15 protein-coding genes are annotated in these 22,280 nt (G+C 31.5%); 2 read left to right on the forward strand and 13 right to left on the reverse strand.

Features of this window, described 5'->3' with window-relative positions; genetic code table 11:
• Positions 1-58: 58 nt before the first annotated feature.
• From IUY40_RS07810 to glyA, 9 genes are all read right to left on the reverse strand, one after another.
• Complete coding sequence (locus IUY40_RS07810) at positions 59-1,567, reverse strand: RagB/SusD family nutrient uptake outer membrane protein (RefSeq protein WP_195736298.1); 1,509 nt, start codon at positions 1,565-1,567, stop codon at positions 59-61.
• Positions 1,568-1,571: 4 nt separating this feature from the next.
• The gene (locus IUY40_RS07815; protein WP_195736299.1) at positions 1,572-4,586 is read right to left on the reverse strand and encodes a SusC/RagA family TonB-linked outer membrane protein; all 3,015 of its coding nucleotides are present in this window, start codon (positions 4,584-4,586) and stop codon (positions 1,572-1,574) included.
• A 243-nt stretch (positions 4,587-4,829) separates the two neighbouring features.
• A complete protein-coding gene (locus tag IUY40_RS07820; RefSeq protein WP_195736300.1) occupies positions 4,830-7,574 on the reverse strand; it encodes a histidine kinase in 2,745 nt (914 codons plus the stop codon).
• A gap of 102 nt (positions 7,575-7,676) precedes the next feature.
• Positions 7,677-8,861: an acetate kinase gene (locus IUY40_RS07825; RefSeq protein WP_195736301.1), complete on the reverse strand. Its 1,185-nt coding sequence runs from the start codon at positions 8,859-8,861 to the stop codon at positions 7,677-7,679.
• A gap of 86 nt (positions 8,862-8,947) precedes the next feature.
• Positions 8,948-11,041 carry a phosphate acetyltransferase gene (gene pta, locus IUY40_RS07830; RefSeq protein WP_195736302.1) on the reverse strand — a complete coding sequence of 698 codons (2,094 nt, stop codon included), beginning with the start codon at positions 11,039-11,041 and terminating at the stop codon, positions 8,948-8,950.
• A gap of 260 nt (positions 11,042-11,301) precedes the next feature.
• Positions 11,302-12,372, reverse strand: a complete 1,071-nt coding sequence (gene corA, locus IUY40_RS07835; RefSeq protein WP_195736303.1) for a magnesium/cobalt transporter CorA — start codon at positions 12,370-12,372, stop codon at positions 11,302-11,304.
• A 121-nt stretch (positions 12,373-12,493) separates the two neighbouring features.
• A complete protein-coding gene (locus IUY40_RS07840) occupies positions 12,494-12,991 on the reverse strand; it encodes a GNAT family N-acetyltransferase (protein ID WP_195736304.1) in 498 nt (165 codons plus the stop codon).
• Positions 12,992-13,096: 105 nt separating this feature from the next.
• On the reverse strand, positions 13,097-13,690 hold the full coding sequence (locus IUY40_RS07845) for a tRNA-(ms[2]io[6]A)-hydroxylase (protein ID WP_195736305.1): 594 nt from the start codon (positions 13,688-13,690) through the stop codon (positions 13,097-13,099).
• Between the two features lie 190 nt (positions 13,691-13,880).
• The gene (glyA, locus tag IUY40_RS07850) at positions 13,881-15,155 is read right to left on the reverse strand and encodes a serine hydroxymethyltransferase (RefSeq protein ID WP_195736306.1); all 1,275 of its coding nucleotides are present in this window, start codon (positions 15,153-15,155) and stop codon (positions 13,881-13,883) included.
• Positions 15,156-15,263: 108 nt separating this feature from the next.
• Here glyA and fahA point away from each other — a divergent pair, with 108 nt between their 5' ends.
• Positions 15,264-16,547 carry a fumarylacetoacetase gene (gene fahA, locus IUY40_RS07855; RefSeq protein WP_195736307.1) on the forward strand — a complete coding sequence of 428 codons (1,284 nt, stop codon included), beginning with the start codon at positions 15,264-15,266 and terminating at the stop codon, positions 16,545-16,547.
• Between the two features lie 81 nt (positions 16,548-16,628).
• Here fahA and IUY40_RS07860 read toward each other — a convergent pair whose 3' ends face one another.
• Positions 16,629-17,669, reverse strand: coding sequence for an agmatine deiminase family protein (locus tag IUY40_RS07860; protein WP_195736308.1), 1,041 nt, complete (start codon positions 17,667-17,669; stop codon positions 16,629-16,631).
• 269 nt (positions 17,670-17,938) lie between these two features.
• Here IUY40_RS07860 and IUY40_RS07865 point away from each other — a divergent pair, with 269 nt between their 5' ends.
• A complete protein-coding gene (locus tag IUY40_RS07865) occupies positions 17,939-19,204 on the forward strand; it encodes an OmpA family protein (protein WP_195736309.1) in 1,266 nt (421 codons plus the stop codon).
• A gap of 80 nt (positions 19,205-19,284) precedes the next feature.
• On the opposite strand, the gene IUY40_RS07870 is transcribed toward IUY40_RS07865, so the two are convergent.
• The 3 genes from IUY40_RS07870 to IUY40_RS07880 all read right to left on the reverse strand — a co-directional run bounded on the left by IUY40_RS07870 (position 19,285) and on the right by IUY40_RS07880 (position 21,947).
• Positions 19,285-20,172 carry a carbon-nitrogen hydrolase gene (locus tag IUY40_RS07870; protein ID WP_195736310.1) on the reverse strand — a complete coding sequence of 296 codons (888 nt, stop codon included), beginning with the start codon at positions 20,170-20,172 and terminating at the stop codon, positions 19,285-19,287.
• A 278-nt stretch (positions 20,173-20,450) separates the two neighbouring features.
• Entirely contained in the window at positions 20,451-20,870 is a 420-nt protein-coding gene (locus IUY40_RS07875; protein ID WP_195736311.1) for a hypothetical protein, read from the reverse strand.
• A gap of 195 nt (positions 20,871-21,065) precedes the next feature.
• On the reverse strand, positions 21,066-21,947 hold the full coding sequence (locus IUY40_RS07880; protein ID WP_195736312.1) for a DUF808 domain-containing protein: 882 nt from the start codon (positions 21,945-21,947) through the stop codon (positions 21,066-21,068).
• Positions 21,948-22,280: the final 333 nt, after the last annotated feature.

Here is a 22,280-nt window from a genome sequence, read left to right on the forward strand (position 1 = left end):
ATTAATAATTAATCACTTCCTCCAATAAATGAAGGAAGTGATATTTTGTATTCTAATCTTAGTAACCAGGGTTTTGTTGAGACATCCCTTCAGATATTCTTATGAAAGAATCTGGTATAGGAAACAATTCATTTTTGTTTTCGGTAAATACTCTTCCATTAGGGAAGTATTTACTTTTATCTGCAGCAAAAGCAGCTTTGGCTTGTCCAGTCCTAACTAAATCAAAGAATCTATCAAATTCAAATGCCAATTCTACTCTTCTTTCCTTCCAGATTGCTTTTCTAACATCAGTTTGAGATACTGCAGGTGTGTCACCTAATCCAGCTCTTTTTCTAATTTGATTCAATAAAGGAATAGCTTCAGAAGTTTGTCCTAACTCGTTCAGAGCTTCGGCTTTCATTAATAATACTTCAGCATATCTTAAACATTTAATATTAGCATCTGTTTCCCAAGCATCTGTAAAAGCTGAAGAATAGGCTTTAAAGTTATATCTTGGACTAAGAGTCGTATCTATCTCTTTTTTACCATCAACCTCTTTATATAAATGTGGAATAACTCTGCCATCATATAAAGTTGTACCTCTAAAAATAATAGTAGCATCTTTTCTTACATCTCCTGCTTCATAAGCTTTTACTAAGCTTTGTGAAGGTTGATTGAATCCCCAACCCCATGAATCACGTACTCCTTGAGTGTTTGAATACCCTGATATTCCTCTAATTGGCACTGAACCAACTCCATTTATTTCGAAAATAGACTCTCCGTCATTCTCTCCTTCTAATCTAAACATTTTAGCATAGTCAGGAGAAATAGAATAACCTGTTACCATATTAGAATAATCTACTACTTTTTGCCATTTTTTCTGGTATAAGCTTACTTTTGCTAATAAAGCATAAGCAGCTCCTTTTGAAGCTCTTGCTTTTTCACTTGCTGCATATTCTGATTTGTTAGGTAATACTGCTATAGCCTCATTTAAATCATTTTCGATAAAAGCATAAACTTCAGCTGCAGTTCTACGAGTCAATTGCATTTTTTTATCTTCCGCAGATATTGGGAGACTAGATAAATGGTCAACAATAGGAACTCCTCCATAACATTTAACCAACGTAAAATATAGATAAGCTCTTAAAAATTTAGCTTCTCCCGTTAATCTTTTTCTTAAATCAGCATTTGCCTTATCTAATTTAGGAAGAATTGCTAATGCTTGATTACATTTGTTTATTCCATCATAATTTGCATTAAATGTACTTTGTGCAGAAGGGTTTGATGAATTATAAGTTAAGGCGTCCAACACGTCTTTATCATCACCAAGATCACTTGGTATTGATCCTTTATCTGCATCATCCGAAGTAATACTCGCTAGTCCTATCCAACCAAATGAACTCATGTCCCAATCTAAAAACTTACTATAAATTGCTGTTACAAATGATTTTGCACCATTATCATTATTAAAAAGTTCAATGTCATCTGTAGAGACCGTTTCTGTTTGTTTAACATCTAAATAATCATCTGCGCATCCAGAAAAAAAGCATGCAAATAATACAAACATTGATATATATATCTTTTTCATAATATTAAAATTTTAAATTAGCACCAATAACGAAAGATCTTAACGCAGGATAAGCATCTAGCTCTACTCCTTGACTTCCGTAAGGATTACCGTCACCGTTTAATTCAGGAGAAAAACCTGAGAATTTCTGAGTAATAAATGGGTTAATTGCATTTACATATAATCTGCAAGAACTTAGGAATTGTCCTTCAGTTAAAGGAAGTTTATACCCAAGAGTAATATTGTTGATTCTGAAGAAATCTCCAGATTCTAAATAGTAAGTAGAAGCTACTGGAATTTGATTAGATGCATTTGGAGATGTTGGATTATTTGTACTCCAAAAATTATTTGCCACTGAAGCTTCTATATTTTCACCTCCAAAACGTTGTGCTTTTTTACCATTATATACTTTTGCTCCTCCTGTACCATATCCGTCAACAGAGAAATCGATATTTTTATAAACTAATCCTAATGTAACACCATAATTAGAAGTAGGCAAAATTGACCCTACATACTTTTTATCTTTAGTACCAGACAAAAGATCCTGAGTAACCGCTTTACCTTCTGAATTATAATATAGTTTATCTCCATTTGATTTGTCTATACCTGCATATTCATATAAATAAAAACTACCTAATGGCTGACCAACAGAATTGTTATAAAGTAGTTTAGTATCTTGACCATTTCCTAAATTTCCTCCTATAACTTGTGATAATGATACATCTTGTAAATTTGTAAGTTTGTTTTTGTTATGAGAGTAATTACCTCCAACCCAGTAACTCAAATTATCATTAATTTTATCATCCCAACGTAAAGCAATTTCATATCCTTTATTTGAAACTTTACCTACATGCGAAGGAGTTTCTAAAGTAATTCCTGAAGTTGGAAATGGTTTTATATTCAAAATAACATTTTTAGTCGTTTTATCATATACATCAAATGATCCTTTTAATCTACTATCTAGTAATTCAAAATCTAAGCCAGCTGAAGCTTCCTCTGTAATTTCCCATGTCAAACTTGGATCAATTTGAGAAATAATACTTGTTCCTTCGTTCAATATTGAACCTCCTAAATAACTATTAAGCCCTGAAACATATGATTGATTATTAAGTGGTACATTTTGATTTCCTAATTTACCCCAACCTCCTCTTAATTTTATTAAATCAATACCTTTTATATCTTTCAAAAAGCTTTCTTTAGTCACAACCCAACCTAAACCAAAAGCAGGAAATGTTCCCCAACGCTCATCTTTAGCAAAATTTGAAGATCCATCACGTCTAATTGTTCCTGTGAATAAATATCTATCCATTAATTTATACTGGAATCTACCAAAATACGAAGCCAATTTACTTTGATTGAATGTTACATCATATAAACTAGTTACTGTTCCTGCATAATCAACTCCATGTCCGTCTTTTGGACTATTTAATGACCAGTAATTAGAATCTGGAATAACATTTTTTCTAGCAATAGTTAATTTCTCTCTTGGTCCTTTTACAGAAGTTTCAATACCTGCTGTTACCTCTACATCATGAATACCGCCAAAAACTTTGTTAAAAGTTAAATAGTTAGATAAGTTCCAATTATAATACTGTTCTCTACCTCTTGTTAATAAATTTAAATTTGAAGAAGTAGGATAGTCTTCAGCCTTACGAGTTGGATTTGCTGCTAACCAGATATTTTTAGTATCATCATAATTATACTGCTTCCAAGAATAATATTCTCCGTTAAATTGTGAAGTAAATTTTAATCCTTTAACAATGTCATAGTCTAATTTTAAACCTCCTTGCAAAGTGATGCTTCTTTGTTGTTCATCATAAAAATCTAATTGTGCAACAGGGTTACCAACATTGTTAAATGAAGTTCCATCTGGACTTGCAATCCCGCTACCTACAAAAGGAACTCCATATTGACCATTAGGAAAACGAACTGGAACTATTGGAGATTGCTTGTAAGCATTTGTAAAAGCACTTAAAGGCTTTGGAGTAGATTTTGTTGAAGTAAAACTAAAGTTCTGATTTAAAGTTACTTTTTTAGAAATTTTATATTCATTATTATTTCTAAAAGTAGTACGTGCATAGTCTAGACCATTTAAAATTCCTTTTTCTTCATAATTTCCTACACTAAAAAAATATTTTATATTTTCTGTAGACCCAGAAATCGAAACATTATTTTGAGTATATGATCCTGTTCTAGTGATTTCATCAAACCAATTTGTATTAACGGGTTGATTTTCAGAAAAAAGTTTATCATTTAAAGCTGTATTTGAATAACGTGCAAAAGCATCACTATTTGCCATCTTAACTTTCTTTAGAGGCGATCTAACTCCTGCAAAACTTTCAATTTCTACAGAAACCTTATCTCCTTTGCCTTTTTTTGTAGTAATAATTATTACACCATTTGCTGCTCTGGTACCATAAATTGCCAATGCAGATGCATCTTTTAATATTTCATACGATGTAATATCGTTTGTATTAATATTATTGATATTTTCTGTAGGCATACCATCTACTATAAACAAAGGATTTCTTCCTCCTAATGCGGTACCTAAACCTCTAATAACAACTGAAGGTGTACTTCCTGGTACGTCTGATGATGTTACCTGAACACCAGCTGCTTTTCCTTGTATAGCTTGTGAAGCATTCAAAACTTTAGTTTTAGATACATCTTCTGCTCTTAGTGAAGTAATTGCAGTAGTATTATCTATTTTCTTTCTAGTTCCATATCCAATAACTACAACTTCTTTTAAAGCTGTATCTTGAGATTCTTTTAAAACAATACTCATAGGTGTTGAAGTTGCTGTTGTAGTTGTAGCTTCAAAACCGACCATGCTAATTTTTAATATTTCGCCTACTTTGGCTTTAATTTCAAAATTACCGTCAAAATCTGTGTCAGTAGAAGTTCTAGATTCTGTGGCAACGACCATTGTTCCTGGTATTGCCATACCCTGTGAATCCAAAACCTTACCTTTAATTACTTGTCCAGACATGTATGCCGGAAGTAGAATGAGTGCTAATAAGCTAAAAATAAGATTTCTCATATATTAATAAATTGTTAAAGTTAGTACGCCAAACTTAGATAATTACAACGTTATAGTACGTTAAATAGAAATACTACATGAATACATCAAAATGCACAAATACCACATTAAATCACTCTTTTAAAGCCATTTACACAAAACAAAAAACACCACTCTACATCATGATGATGTAGTAATGATGTATTGATATTTGATATAAATTAAAGTTAAATAATATATTATCTCTAAAAAATTAGGATATTTTTACAGATTCAATAAAAAGTTAGAAAGGTTTTCGTCTTGAACCAGGTTCAATTTTTTTCTTAATCGATAACGATGTAGTTCTACTCCTCTAAACGAAATGTTCATTAAAGGAGCAATCTCTTTTGAAGAAAGATTCATTTTTAAGTAAATACAAAGCTTAATATCCTTTGAAGTTAAATTGGGATATTTCTGAGAAAGATTTGTTACAAACTCATTATGAATTTGATTTAGGTTATTTTCAAAAGTTTCCCATTCATGCTTATTAACAGCATTTATTTTGATAGCTTTCTTTATCTCACTTTTGAGTTTATTAAAATCTGCTTCGGAATCTAGAATCCCTTGTATTTTTTCAATCATTTCACTTTGCTTAGCAATAGAAAGCGATTTACCTGCTACCTCTGAGGATTTTGTTTGTAATTCCAGTTCTAGAATGTGTTTTTGATACTCTTGACTGTTTAAATCATTCTCTGCTTTCAATTCCATTTCTAGAATTTCTTTTTGATGTCTTAACTCTTCTTCTCTTAATTCCATTTTTTGCAAATAACGCATCTTATTCCATCTATAATAGACATATAAAATACCTGCAATAAAAGATAAATACAATAAAAGCATCCAAAAGGAAAAATACCATGGCTTTGCAACAATAAAATCAAAACTTGAAATTTTACTATAATTTAAGCCATTATGATTATATATTTCTACACTATGTGAACCACTATTTAAGTTATTCAAAACAATTAAGCCCTCTTTTATAGATCTAAAATTATTCTCATTATTAATCTTATAAAATAAGTTTGGTTTAGCCGCTCCAAATAAACCTGAGATTACATTTATTCTTAACTCTGAATTATAATTTATACTGGAATTATTTTCGATTAAATTTTCATTATTAAATACTTCAACCTGTAAATTTAATTTTTGGTCATTTATATCTTTTGATTGAAAAGAAATAAAACCATCATCCAAATTCAATAAATAATTATTATTGTTTTTAAAAACATTCAAGTTGTCATTGATAATTTTACCTTTATAATATTTCTCCTGAAGACTGTTCCATATAAATTTATTACCATTTGCATAAATATGGTATAAAAGTCCATCTTGTAATAAGATAAAATGATTTTCATCAATAGCGGCTATATCTGAGATATTACTAAAATTAGAATTAAAAGGCTCGTTCTTTTCTAATTGATTAGCAATCGAGTTATAAGTGTACCAGGTTTTATTTATTAAAAAAAGAATTTCATTTCTGAACTCAAATATTTTTACACCAAAATCATTTTTAATTTTACTATGCTGAGTTACATTTTCTACTTTCAGCGTTTCGTAATTGTCATTAAATAAGATTCTATATAAGCCTCGATAATTATCAGCTGCCCATACTTCATTTTTTCTATTCTGAGCTACATATTTTATAGGTTTCCTTAACCCTTTTAAAGCTACTTTTTGTTCTAAATTATTACTGTCTTTATATACAATGATACCGCTATACGTTGCTTGAAAATAAAAATCACCAATAGTACTTTTTGTTAAATTCCACCCTCCATTTATCGTATTTAACTTAGAGAAATGTCCATTATCATACAAAAATGTTCCTTCATTATGACCTATAAAATATTTATGTTTTAATTTACTTATATTCCAAGCTTGTCCTTGACTATTAGGTATCAAAGAAAGTTTCTTATCAGCATATTTAAAAACACCATGATTTGATGCCATTAAATAGCCCTTATCGATGTTTACAACTGAATATACCGACCCTAAAACCCCAGAATTATCATAAAAAATAGAAACTGGAGACGTCACTTCAATATGTGCTATTCCGTTATCTAAACCTAACCATAAATCTTCTTCTTTATCTAATCCGATACTCAGAATAGAATTGTTCATTAATACATTTTTTCTATTGATATTTTTAAAAGAATTATCATTAAAATCAAACATATAAATACCTTCACCAGCTGTACCAATTATAAGTTTATTGCTCTTTAAAAATCGGGCTACATTTATGTTTGCATTTTTTAAGACTCCATTTAATGGATTATCCCATGCCGTTAAACGTCCTCTATCTTCTACAAAAACTCCATTTTTATGTGTAAAAATGTATGTTCTGTTTCGATATTTTTCAATAGCATGAATAACATTGTTCTTTATGGCTTCCCAGCCTTTTACGGGGTTTAATTTATTCCCATTTACAACAAAAACCCCATGTTCTACAGAAGCTACAAGCAGTTGATTATTAACAACAAAACAATAAGATATTAAAAATGGAAGCTTCGTTTTTTTGATTGATTTTCCATTATAAACAAAAATCTGATTGAAAGATTGAAAATAAATTAAATCATTAAGTTTGAAAATTTTCCATACTTCTTCATTCTCATTTTCATCAAATACTTTTGTGTTTTTAGAAATAGAAACATACTTCATTTTTCCTGCTTCTCTATACCAATAACCAAATTCTTTATAAGAGCCAGAATAAACTTTATCTCCATCGACCATAATTGAGCGAATGATTGTTTTATTTGGTAATATATATTTTTCCCAAACAACTCCATTATAACGTATCAAATAATGATTATTTGCAAAATACATTGCATTATCATTTCCTTGAGCTACACTCCAAATTTGGTTATCTCCCTCGTAATTAGATTTATTATAATTTTCTACAAAAGGAAGCAACTCTTGAGCCTGAATTTGAAATGTTAGAAAGAAGAGGAAAAATAAATTAAGAAGATTCGATTTCAAAATATTGGTATTTATGTTCAAATATAATCACATTTATCCGATTTTTTGCATAAAAAAAGCCTCTCAATGAGAAGCTCTTTCCATAAAACATATAATCTTAATTTAGTTTTTAAGTAAATGATAAACCTGATTTGCAATTTCAAACTCTTCATCTGTAGGAATTACCAAAATTTTAGTTTTAGATCCTTCGGTGTTAATTTCACGATTTAATTTAGAACGAATCTGATTTTTATCGTTATCTAATTCAATTCCAAAATATTCCATATCCGTACATACTAATTTTCGCATATACGATGAGTTCTCCCCTATTCCTGCAGTAAAAACAATCGCATCTAAACCATTCAAAACAGCTGCATATGATCCTATATATTTTCTTATTCGATACGCATTCATCGCCAAAGCCAACTGACAATCTTTATTTCCTTTTTCTGCTTCTGCTTCTATATCGCGTAAATCACTATAACCCGTAAGACCAAGCATACCGCTTTGTTTCAATAAAATTGAATTTACTTCATCGGCAGTATAATTTAGGTTTTTCATCATATAAAAGATAACCGATTGGTCGATATCTCCTGCTCGTGTACCCATAATCAAACCGTTAGATGGAGAAAACCCCATGGTATGATCAATACTTTTCCCGTCTTTTATAGCTGTCATACTGCATCCGTTTCCGAGATGTATTGTGATAATTTTAGATTTATGCTCTAAATATTCTATCGCTTGTTCAGAAACATATTTGTGGCTCGTTCCATGAAAACCATAAACCCGCACTTTATTTTCTGTTAAAAGATAATTTGGTATCGCGTATTTATATGCTTCAACTGGAATTGTCTGGTGAAAAGCTGTATCAAAAACAGCTACTTGCTGTGCTGACGTAAAAATCTCTTCTGCTACATTTATTCCTACTAAATGTGCTGGATTATGCAATGGAGCTAATTCTGAAAGCTCTTTTATTTTGTTTTTAACCTCATTGGTAATAATTACTGTATCCGAAAAATAACTTCCGCCATGAACTACACGATGCCCAACTGCTTCAATTTCTGAAGTCGCTTTTATTACGCCTGTTTCATTATTCAAAAGTAAGCTGGCAACTTTTTCCAAACCTATTTTGTGTGTCAATATAGATATTGTTTCCTCAAAAGAAACATCTTTAGTTTTGTAAGTTATATTAGAACTTTCTAATCCAATTCTGTCAATCATCCCAGAACAAATCACTTCGTTAGCTGGCATTAGCATTAATTGATATTTTATAGAAGAGCTTCCTGAATTTAATATTAATATTTTCATTGTTATTTTTTTAGGTGCTAAGGCACTACGTCCCTTTTTTAGTATAGGCTAATTTTTTTAAATTTTAATTCCAAATTTCTAATCGATTACAATCCTTGTGCTTGAATGGCTGTAATAACAACTGTATTTATAATATCATCTACAGTACAACCTCGGCTTAAATCATTTACTGGTTTTTTCAATCCTTGTAACATCGGCCCTATAGCTAATGCTCCTGTTTCTCTTTGTACTGCTTTATAAGTATTATTTCCTGTATTTAGATCAGGAAAAATAAGTACACTCGCTTGTCCGGCAACTTCTGAATCTGGCATTTTACTTTTTCCAACACTTCTATCCACAGCTGCATCGTACTGAATTGGCCCTTCTATTTTTAAATCAGGTCGTTTTCGTTTAACAATTTCTGTTGCGGTTCTTACTTTTTCAACTTCATCCCCTTTTCCTGATGAACCAGAAGAATAAGAAAGCATTGCTATTTTTGGTTCTATCCCAAAAGCAAGACTAGATTCTGCAGAAGAAATAGCAATTTCAGCCAATTGTTCTGCAGTAGGATTTGGATTTATGGCACAATCTCCAAATACTGAAACACGATCTTCTAAACACATAAAGAATACCGATGAAACTACCGATGAATTAGGTTTGGTTTTAATAAACTGTAATGCAGGCAATATCGTATGTTGCGTTGTATGGGCTGCTCCCGAAACCATTCCATCAGCATGACCTTTATACACCATCATTGTTCCAAAATAAGAGACATCTTCCATTAAATCTCTTGCCATTGTAATACTTACGTTTTTTTCTTTTCTAAGCTCATAATATGTATTCGCATAATCTTCGTAAAGATCAGATTCTATCGGATTGATAATATTGACTTTAGAAAAATCAAAAGTAATTCCTAGTTCTGTCACTTTACTTTCGATTTGTTTTTTATCTCCAATAATCGAAATATCAACAACATCCATATCAAGCAATCTTGACGCAGCCATAATGATTCTTTCATCATTTCCTTCTGGCAAAACAATGTGTTTACGATGCTGTTTGGCTCGTTTAACCATATTGTATTGAAACATTTTTGGCGTCATCCCTTCTGCTTTAAAAGTGATTAATTTTTCGGACAAACTATCTAAATCAACATATTTTTCGAAAGTAGTAATCGAAGTTTCTATCTTATGCCCGTTATTAGCATAAATTTGCGATTTGATTGCCCCTATTTTATTCGTAATATGATATGTTCCTTCTTCTACAGCAATAATTGGAACGATTGCAGATAATCCTTCTATTAATTTCAAAATACTTTCTTCTGGCAAAATATTTCCTGTAAGTACAATTCCTGAGATTGCTGGATAATTAGCTGATTCATTTGCTTGCAATGCTCCCAAAATAATATCAGCACGATCACCTGGAGTGATTACTAGCGAATTTTCTCCTAAATGGACCAAATAATTATGTAATTGCATTGCTCCAACACTAAAATGTCCTGTTTGATTGTTTAAATAAGCTTCACCAAATAAGACTTTGGCTCCAAGATGATTAACAATTTCTTGCATCGTTGGATGATTCAAACTCGAAATAATAGGAATTGCATTTACCAATACTCCTTCAGGCAAGCTTTTTTGCAATCCAGAAGTCACTAATTCTATGTTTTCAACTTGCACTTTATTAGCAATAACCGCTAATACCTCAACATCTTTTATTTTAAATGAATTATAAACAAGTGAAAGATTATCTATTAACTCGTCTAATGTTTTACCAACTCCTGATCCCAAAATAATAGTAGGAATCCCTAAATTCTTTGCAATTAATACATTTGTATCCAATTCAATTGCAGTACCTTCTCCTGTAAAACTAGTCCCTTCCACCAATACAAAATCAAAACGTTCTTCAAGGCGTTTATATTTTTCGATAATCAGATCAAGAACTTCACCAATCTTACCTTTATTTTTTTTCTTAATTAATTTACTTTTGGTTATAGCAAATGCATCTTCAAAGGCTATATCAAGATTAAAATGTGTTAATACTGTATCAATATGATTGTCTCGATCTCCATCGACAAAATCCTCAACAATGGGTCTAAAATACCCGACTTTAGCCGTTTTTCCCATTAACATCCTCATCAATCCCAAAGTAATAATAGATTTTCCACTATTCTGCTCACTTGTCGCTATATATACCGCTTTACTCATAAATTCATTCTTTAAAACATTACAAAAGTAATCTAAATCCTATGCCAAACTATTAAAAAAAACATAAACCAGTGAACTTAGAAAATTAAGCTTAAACAAAATAGTTCTCTGGGCATAAATCACTTTAATTTTAAAGCAAAAATAAAAGTTTTTCTTCTTTGCTCAACTGATTTTTGTCATATATAAAGGCAACCCTATCCTACATAATTCCCTTTAACTTCAATATACATTAAGGGGTTCCAGCAAACAAATCATTAATTCTAAAACCACCTTCTTTTTTTAAAATAAATAATTAAAGCAATCACCAATAAAAACATTCCAATCATAACAGAATAATATCCATACTGATATTTCAGTTCCGGAATATTTTCAAAGTTCATTCCGTACACTCCAACTATAAAAGTAAGAGGAATAAATATAGCCGAAATAATAGTAAGTGTCTTCATAATCTCATTCATTTTATGGCTTTGCGCCGAAAAATAAAAATTAGAAGCGCTTTCTAACGAGCTCATATCCGACTCTATTTGTTCTAAAAGTTCAAGGCTTTTTTGGTGTAAACGAGCAAAAAAACTAAAATTTTCTTTCTCTATTCCATTAAATGTATTGTCATCTTTTATACTTTTAATGTCATACAAAGAGTCACGAAGTGGAATAATAGAACGTTTTAAGAAATTAAAATTATCCCTATGCTTTTCTATTTTCTCAAGAATAATAGGATTTGTATCTCCCTTGGTAATATTAATTAGTTCTTCTACCTTATTTTCTTCATCTTCGAGCGTAATATAGAAATTTTCCATCACTGCATCTAGTAGTAAATAAAGTAAATAATCAACTTTTTTAGTTCTTACAATTCCCGCATGTTGCCTAATACGCTCACGAATATGAGTAAAGAAATCACTTCGTTTTTCTTGAAAAGAAATTAAAACGCCATCTTTGATTATAAAACTAATCTGCTCAACACTAATATTATCTGAATACTCTGAAGGCAAAAGTGATTTTATATTAAAAAAAAGAATTTCTTGTTGCTCTTGTAGTTTAGTCCTTTTGGTTGTATTAAGTATATCAGCAAGCATAAATCCATCTATATTAAAATATGCTCCAATAGTTTTAATAAGATCAATGTTGTTTAAACCATGAATATTGAGCCAATTATTTTTAGTGTAATCAACACAGGTATTTAGAGCTAAAATATTAAAATTCTCATATTCGGTGATATCTAAATCATCGTAAACAAAAAGTTGCATTTCTGACTGAGTGTCTTTATGAAGGCCTGTATATTCTAATGAATAAGGTTGTAGTTTTCGACCTTTTTTGTATTTTATTTTTCTCATTCAATAAATGATTTTATATAGTAATATTACAAAAAAGTTTTTTAAAACACTGCCACATTACTAATTTTGATATTCCTAAAGCAAAACCCCAACTTACTAAAGATTTTAATAAGGTAAGCTATTATTCTACTTCCTTTTCCATAATAAAATCCTCCATTAAGTACCCGTGATCCAGTTCAATATCGGCTTCAGCTACAATTTCGAATCCCATTTTTTTATAAAAAGAAGCTGCTTTATTAAATCTATTTACATTTAAAGTAACGATATCAGCTCCTTTTTCTTTGGCTGCTGCTACAACAGCATCAATTAATATTTTTCCTATACCTTTTCCTTGTGCTTCGGGAAGTAAATACAGTTTATTTAAGCGTGTAGCATTTTTGTCCTGATAATCATGTTGAAATCCTGCATATCCAAGACATAGACCATCTTCATATGCCATTGTAAAAATATGTCCCTTACGAATACTTTCTTCTATAAGAGCTGGTTCATAAAACTTGCCAAGCATATAATCAAGCTGCTCTTGAGATAGGATTTCGCCATACGTATTGGGCCAAGTTTTAAATGCAATTTCTCTGATTGTAGGTATATCTGCTATTGATGCTGTTTTAAGTGTAATCATAATTTAGACTGCTTAGATTTTTAGACTATATGGATAATTGGGATTGTCCTTCGACTCTGCTCAGGATGACACAAAACTATGTTACTGAAAACTGAACACTAAAAATTATCCGTGAATCGTTTCTCCTTTTCCATAATTAGCGATGATAGATTCTTCATAGGCAAGCCATTCTCTCCAACGTTTCTCTACATCAATTCCTACTCCATATTTTCTTGCATAGGTAATAAAAGTAGTATAATGTCCAGCTTCACTTTCCATTAATTCTCTGTAAAAAACGGCTAATTCTTCGTCATTGATGTTTTCCGAAAGTACTTTAAATCTTTCGCAACTTCTGGCTTCAATCATTGCAGAAAACAATAATCGCTCAACTAAGCTCGAAACACGACTTCCGTCATTGCTTCTCTTCATATATAAATACAATTCATTTACATAATCGTCTTTGCGCTCACGCCCTAATTTCAATCCTCTTTTGATGATGATATTGTGCACTTGTTCAAAATGGTCAATTTCTTCTTTAGCCAAAGCCAATAAATCTTTAACTAAATCTTGATGCTCTGAATTGTTGGTTATTATCGTAATAGCATTTGTTGCTGCTTTTTGTTCGCACCAAGCATGATCTGTTAATATCTCCTCAATATTTTTCTCCACAATATTTACCCATCTTGGGTCAGTTGGTAACTGTAATCTTAATACGCCCATAATCTTTTTGTTATATTTTGTTTCAGGTTAGCTTTATTTCAAGTTTCCTTTGTCAATCCGACTTTCAACCTCGGCATGTTCTCTAGAACTAAAAAAAGTTTAAAGTTTTGCTTTACGTTTTTTTACGTGTCACAAAACTTTAAACTTGAAACCTTAAACTTGAAACAATTAAGTTTCAATTTTTATTTTTTTAGTAAACGAAGATAGCTCTTTCGCTCATCATTTCATTTACTTCATTGGCAACTTCTTCGATAACTTCTTCATTTGTATGATTTGTTAATACTCTATCTATTAAATCAACAATAGTTTCCATATCTCCTTCAACTAAACCACGAGTTGTGATTGCAGCTGTTCCTACACGAATTCCTGAAGTTACAAATGGTGATTTATCATCAAATGGAACCATATTTTTATTTACAGTAATTTCAGCCTTAACCAATGCATTCTCAGCATCTTTACCTGAAATCCCTTTATTTCTAAGATCAATTAACATCATGTGATTGTCTGTTCCTCCAGAAATAATATCGTATCCTCTTTTTACGAAAGCTTCTGCCATAGCATTTGCATTCTTTTTTAATTGCATTGCATAAGTAAAAAACTCATCTTGTAATGCTTCTCCAAAAGCTACAGCTTTTGCAGCAATAATATGCATTAAAGGACCTCCTTGATTACCTGGGAATACAGCTAAGTCTAATAGTGTAGACATCATTCTGATTTCTCCTTTAGGATTTGTTAGTCCTTGTGGGTTTTCAAAATCTTTACCCATTAATATCAAACCTCCACGTGGTCCACGTAATGTTTTGTGTGTTGTTGTAGAAACAATATGACAATGAGGAATTGGGTCATTCATTAATCCTTTAGCGATAAGCCCTGCTGGATGCGAAATATCAGCAAATAAAATTGCTCCTACACTATCCGCAATTACTCTGAAACGCTCAAAATCCATATCACGAGAATAAGCCGAAGCTCCTGCAATAATTAATTTTGGTTGCTCTTTTGTAGCAATTTCTTGAATTTTATCATAATCCAAACGTCCAGTCTCTTTATCAACACCATAAAAAACAGGTGTATATAAGCGTCCCGAAAAGTTTACTGGAGACCCATGAGTTAAGTGACCACCGTGGGATAAATCAAATCCTAAAATTTTATCTCCAGGCTTTAAACATGCATGATAAACTGCAGTATTTGCTTGTGACCCTGAATGTGGTTGTACGTTTGCATACGTAGCTCCAAATAATTCTTTGGCTCTATCTATAGCAATTTGTTCAATAACGTCAACTACTTCACAACCTCCGTAGTATCTTTTGCCTGGATAGCCTTCCGCATATTTATTTGTTAAAACAGAACCAGCTGCTTCCATTACTTCATCACTTACAAAATTTTCTGAAGCGATTAGTTCTAATCCGTGAATTTGTCTATCTTGTTCTTCAAGAATAAGATCAAAAATTTGTTCGTCGCGTTGCATTTTTTAGTTTTTCGTTAATTTGATGCAAAAATACAAAAAAACGTTTGCCAAACTGTTAGATTATGATATATTTGACATAGAATTTTTCAACAAATAATTAACATTCACATGCCGATAACTGCCAACGATACCAAACGAAAATCATGGTTAGATGTACCAGAGAATAGTGATTTCCCTATTCAAAACATTCCCTTCGGTGTTTTTCTTACCAAAGAAAACATAGTAACGGTTGGAACGAGAATTGGCGACTACGCCATAGATTTAGGTGCTTTGCAACAATTAAATTATTTCTCAGGAATTGATTTAACTGATGATATGTTTATGCAAGACACACTAAACGATTTTATTTCTGATGGCAAAAAAACTTGGCGCTTGGTTAGAAACCGTATTGCCGAGATATTTGACATTAACAATCCACAATTAAGAGATTCTACAAAAGATAGAGACATAGTCATTTTTAAAATTGACGATGTCGAAATGCAATTACCTGTTTTAATTGGTGATTATACCGATTTTTACTCCAGTAGAGAGCATGCTACCAATGTAGGTAAAATGTTCCGTGATCCGGAAAATGCATTATTACCAAACTGGTTACACATTCCCGTAGGATACCACGGAAGAAGTTCTACAATTATTCCTTCTGGAATTCCTGTACACAGACCAATGGGACAAACACTCCCTAATGGTGAAAACTCTCCTGTTTTTGGTCCATCAAGATCTATTGATTTTGAATTAGAAACCGCATTTATTACAACGGATGCTAATATAATGGGAGAACCTATTCCTGCTTATGAAGCCGAAGACTACATTTTTGGAATGGTTTTATTAAATGATTGGAGTGCTCGAGATATTCAAAAATGGGAATATGTGCCTTTAGGTCCATTCTTAGCAAAAAACTTTGCTTCTTCTATTTCTCCATGGATTGTAACTATGGATGCTTTAGAGCCATTTAGAACCAAAGGACCTAAACAAGATCCTGCTCCTCTTCCTTATTTGCAAACCAAAGGAAAAAAAGCTTTTGATATTAATTTAGAAGTTTCTCTTAAGCCATTGAACAAGGAAGAAACTGTAATATCTAGATCAAATTTTAAATATATGTACTGGTCAATGAGCCAACAATTAGCACACCACACCTCTAATGGTTGTCGTGTTAATTCTGGTGATATGATGGGCTCTGGAACAATATCCGGACCTACTCCTGACAGTTATGGATCTATGCTAGAATTAACTTGGGGCGGAAAAAACCCTTTAAAGCTAAACGATGGTAGCGAACGTAAATTTATCGAAGATAACGACACTGTAATTATGAGAGGGTATTGTGAAAGCAATGAAGTTCGAATTGGTTTTGGAGAAGTTACAAGCCAACTACTTGCTCCTTTCGTTAGGCAATGAAGAGATCCTAATTCCAAATAAAAAAATAGCGTATTGAATTCAATACGCTATTTTTTTTATACTATTTTCTAAAAAAATTAATTAAGCTGGAATTTGCTGACTTAAACAATGTAAGGTTCCAAATCCCCAAATAAAGTCTACACAACTAATTCCTATTACTTCACGATCAGGAAAACATTCTGAAAGTATATTAAGTGCCACACGATCATTACTATCGTTAAAAGTTGGAACCAAAACACAGTTATTTAAAATCAAGAAATTAGCATAACTTGCAGGCAATCTTAAATCTTCAAAATCGACTCTTTTAGGCATTGGCAAAGCAACAATTATTGGAGATTTTCCATTCTCAAGTTTTGCGTTTTGCAATCTTTTTAAATTATCCTGTAAAGGCTTATAGTTTGAGTCTTTAGAATCCGTTTCTACAATGGTTACAATAGTATCCTCATTTACAAAACGACATAAATCATCGATATGTCCATGAGTATCGTCCCCTTCTATTCCGTCACCTAACCAAATTACATTGGTTACTCCAAGATACTCCTTAAAAACTGCTTCATAATCTTCTTTAGTAAAACCTGGATTACGAACCTGAATACTTGGATGCATTAAACATTCCTCAGAAGTTAACAATGTTCCTCTTCCGTTTACATCAATCGCACCACCTTCTACAATAACTGGCTTTCCTTTATATACAACTTGTGTAACTGGAATATCTAAAACCTCTGCTACTTTTGCTGGTACAAATTTATCCAATTGATAGTTTTTATATTTTGCCCAACCATTAAAATTAAAGTTTAATGCTTCTCTTTTATCTCCATTTTTAACAACAATTGGTCCAGAATCACGCATCCAGCTTCTGTTGGTCTTATGAATGATGTAAGTAACATTCTTTAAATCTACATGTGCTCTTTCAAGCATATCGTTCACTTTTGTTTTTAAATCTTCATCAGCAACTACCAAGAAAACTATTTCATGTGTAGCTACCTTTTTTATAAATTCTACAAAAGCCCATTGAACAGCTTCATATTTCCCTGGCCAATCTTTACCATTATGAGGAAAACACAATACAATCCCTTGTTGCTTTTCCCACTCTGCAGGAAACATCCTATTATTCGTCGTCATAAAAAGGTTATAAATTAAAAAAAAACAAAGATAAGCATTCATACCCTTTATCATTGTGTAAAGTTCTTTTTTTCCAGTTAGATAGAAATATAATTTGTTCTAAATAACTAAAAACAACACCATGAATAGAGCTTAAAAGTGATGAAGAAACCCACAAAACATGGGAATTATGTAATCCCAATAGAACATCGGTTCAACGCAATTGGCCTATTTTTATACAGAGTTTAAACTAAACAGCTCAAAAAAAATTAAATTTAACATTAGATATCATGAAAAAGAAATTAACTTCCTTATCACTTTTATTACTGTCCATCGCAGCAGGCGCACAAAGCATGGCAACAAGTTCTACCCAAACTACAATTGAAAAAAACCCCTATGATAAATGGTCTATCGAATTAAATGGTGGTCTAAACAAACCAACTAGAACCATGAGCGAAGGGTATTCTACCTCTACACTTAGCCCTTTTCATGCAGATTTAGGCGTACGATATATGTTTAACCCAAAATTTGGTTTGAAATTAGATTTCGGATACGATCAATTTCAGGAACGCAATGATACTGCACCATTTGATACCAAATACTTAAGAACTAGTTTACAAGGGGTTGTAAACATTGGTAGAGCTTTAAACTTTGAAACTTGGACTAATACTATCGGTTTATTAGCACATGGTGGTTTTGGAGTTTCTCAATTAAGCGCTGATAATGGTTTTGAAGGAAAAGACTATATGGCTCATGGAATTGCTGGTCTTACAGGACAAATTAGATTAAGTAACACAATTGCTTTAACTGGTGACCTTACCGGAATTGTTAATGGAAGACAAAACCACAACTTTGACGGAATGGGACAAACAACTACTAGTTCATTTGATGGAGTATTATTAAATGCTTCTGTTGGTTTAACTTTTTACCTAGGTAAAAAAGAGAAACATGCTGACTGGTACTCAGAAGACAATGATAGATTAAATAAATTAGAAGACAGAGTTAATACAATAGAAACTGGTCTTATCGATACTGATAAAGATGGTGTTGCTGATTTGTATGATTTAGAGCCTAATACTGTTTCTGGAGTTGCTGTAAATACCAAAGGACAATCTATTGATACTAATCAAAATGGTGTACCAGATGAATTAGAAAGTTACTTAGATAAAACATATTCTAAAAAAGGTAGCGAAACTGCAACAAACAATACAGTTGAAGAATTGATTAACGGTGGATATGTAAATGTATACTTCGATTTTAACTCTTCTAAACCAACAAATGCTTCTTTATCTGGTGTTGACTTTTTAGTTAAATACTTGAAAAACAATCCTGGTAAATCTGCAGATGTTATTGGATATTCAGACGAAATTGGAAACTCAAGCTACAACACTGAATTATCTAGAAAAAGAGCTGAAGCTGTGAAAAAAGTAGCTACAAACGCTGGAATCGATGCTTCTAGATTAAATGTAATTGCTAATGGTGAAGACACTTCTGTGAATAAAAATTCTAAAGAAGCTCGTCAAATCGTAAGAAGAGTTACTTTTCAAGTAAAATAAATAGAAAATTTTACTCTTAGGTATAAAAAAAGGACAAAATGTAAATTTTGTCCTTTTTTCTTTTATATCAATCGACTGAATTAGTCGATTGCTCTTTTAGTAATATCTCCAAAAGCATCAATTCTTCTATCTCTAAAAAATGGCCAATTCTGGCGCACATTTTCCTGTAAATCTAAATCAACCTCAGCAATTAGAATTTCTTCTTTATCATGTGAAGCTTGCGCTAAAATCTCTCCTTGAGGTCCAGCTATAAAGGAAGCTCCCCAAAACTGAATTCCATCAGTACCATCAATGTATTGCTCCAAACCAATTCTATTAGCAGCAGCAACAAATACACCATTTGCAACAGCATGTCCCTTCATTACGTTCATCCAAGCTCCATACTGATTTTCACCGTATTGCTCTTTTTCTTTTGGATGCCATCCAATTGCTGTTGGATAAAACAATACCTCAGCACCTTTTAAAGCAGTAATACGAGCCGCTTCTGGATACCATTGATCCCAACAAATTAATGTTCCTATTTTTCCTTTTTTTGTTTCAATTGCTTGAAAACCTAAATCACCAGGTGTAAAATAGAATTTTTCATAAAAATGTGGATCATCTGGAATATGCATCTTACGATACAGCCCTGCTTCTGACCCGTCTGTATCTATAATGTATGCACTATTGTGATATATTCCTGCCATTCTTTTTTCGAAGAAAGGAACAATAATAACCACTCCTAATTCTTTAGCCAAAGCACTAAAAGCTATAAATGAAGTACTATATAATGGTTCTGCTAATGCAAAATTATCTACATCTTCACTTTGACAAAAATAATGACTACTATATAATTCTGGCAACAGGATTACTTCAGCACCTTTATTAGCTGCATCTTTTACCCAACTGATACATTTTTTAAGATTATTTTCGGCAACATCATTCAGATTTAACTGGATAACAGCTATTTTATATTTCTTATTCGACATGTCTTAAAATTTAGAGTGCAAAAATAGTAATTTTTAAAGGAATAGCAAAGTGAGCTATGGGTTCTAATAAAAAACTAAAATTTCTATTCTAATCTCATTATAATAACAATTGAAAACAATAAAAATCATTTAATTATAAAAAAAAGCCTGATTAGAACAATTACAAGAATAAACCTCCAGTTACTAAAAACAAAAAAACACCTGCCATTACGACTGGTGTTTAATTTAACAAAACAAAACATCTTTTTAATTAACTGATAATTATTGAATTAGACCAACTATTCAATAATTACTTTTGCAGTTACAAATTCAGTTTCTGATTTTTTAAATTTTATATCAAAAGTTCCTTTTGTAGCCGATTTAAATTTGTAAATCGTTTTTTGAGGATCTGGTACTTGTAGCGTACAAGCTCCTGATGGATATTTAGCTTCAACTTGCAATCCTTTTTCTGTACCAATAGTTACATCACTGATCTCACCAAATTCTGCACAAGCACTCTCAACTATATAAGTCACATCATAACTAAGTTCTTCATTTACCTTTCCTGTTTCTGGTCCTTTCACTTCAGTTACTAAAGCACTTTTTACAGTAAATTCAGGAGTAGTAGATTCATCATCATCTTTATCAGTACTACATGAAATTAATGCCGTTACTACGAATAATATAGTTAAAGCTGATTTTAAATTGAAATTTTTCATAAAAATAATTTATTTGTTGTTAATTATAATATAGATGCAAATAGATTAAGATGGTTGCTTCATAAAATTGTTAAATAACCCACCTAATTAATTAAACAATTAAAATTCAAAACATTAACAAAATAAATATTTTTATTTTAGGCATAAAAAAAACACCAATCTTTCGATTGGTGTTATATATAATTGGCAATAAAGTTATTCTGCTATTTCTTTTTTTGGAATCATTTTTTTGATTACAGTTACAATTCCTAAAACCAAAAACCCAATTACAAGTCCAATACTAAATTCTTTTACAATAGAAGGTAACTGAGGTACTAGGTGATGGAAAAATTCAATATTATGTACAAAAATACCCCCTGCAACTAAAATTAATGCTATCGTTCCAATTACTGATAAACTCTGAATCACTCTTGGAAGTGCCTGTACTAGAATATTTCCTATCGTTTTTGATATGCTTCGCTCTTTTTTACTAAGCTGAATAAGCTTAAGTCCCAGTTCATCCATTCTTACAATAAGCGCTACAATACCATACACACCAATTGTTGCAACTATTGCAATGATAGAAACAACCATAATTTGTGATAAGATAGGTTTACCGATTACGGTTCCTAGTGCTATAATTACTATTTCTACAGATAATATAAAGTCAGTTATAATTGCTGATTTTATTTTTTCTTTTTCCACAGCCAAAATTTCTTCTTCCGAAAACATTTGTGATGTAACCTCAATTTTTGCATGTTTGTGTGGAAAGAAAAATTCAAATATTTTTTCAGCTCCTTCATACGCTAAAAAGAGTCCTCCTAGCACTAAGATTACTATAATGGCTACTGGAAAAAAAGCACTTAACAAAAATGCAATTGGTAAAATGATTAATTTATTAATAAACGAACCTTTACCAATGGCCCATAATACAGGTAACTCTCTTGATGAAGCAAAACCTGATGCTTTTTCGGCATTAACAGCTAAATCATCTCCTAGGATACCTGCCGTCTTTTTTACTGCAACTTTACTCATTACTGCAACATCATCCATGATTGCTGCAATATCATCTAATATAACGAAAAAACCTGATGCCATATAATTGTTTTAGAACTGCATTGACCTTTGATACAATCTACCAAATTTAATCAACACCTATTTATTATTTCATGCGAATCTAATACTTTTTGTTTGATTTTTTTCTTCTATTTCTTCCGATTTTATCAAATATTTTCAATCAGACTTCTAAACAATATCTTCAACTGCATTGACCTAAAAGCAGCCAAATAATCACAAAAACAAAAATAGTCCCAAAACATCCACTTCCAAGCTTTTTGGCTCCATAACCCGCTATTAATCCTCTAAATATGTTATTCATAATATTATATTTATTTTAAGTTTTTATATAGCTAATCCTAGCTTAGTTCTGTC

It is taken from the genome of Flavobacterium sp. ALJ2 (assembly GCF_015594725.1).
Classification (GTDB): domain Bacteria; phylum Bacteroidota; class Bacteroidia; order Flavobacteriales; family Flavobacteriaceae; genus Flavobacterium.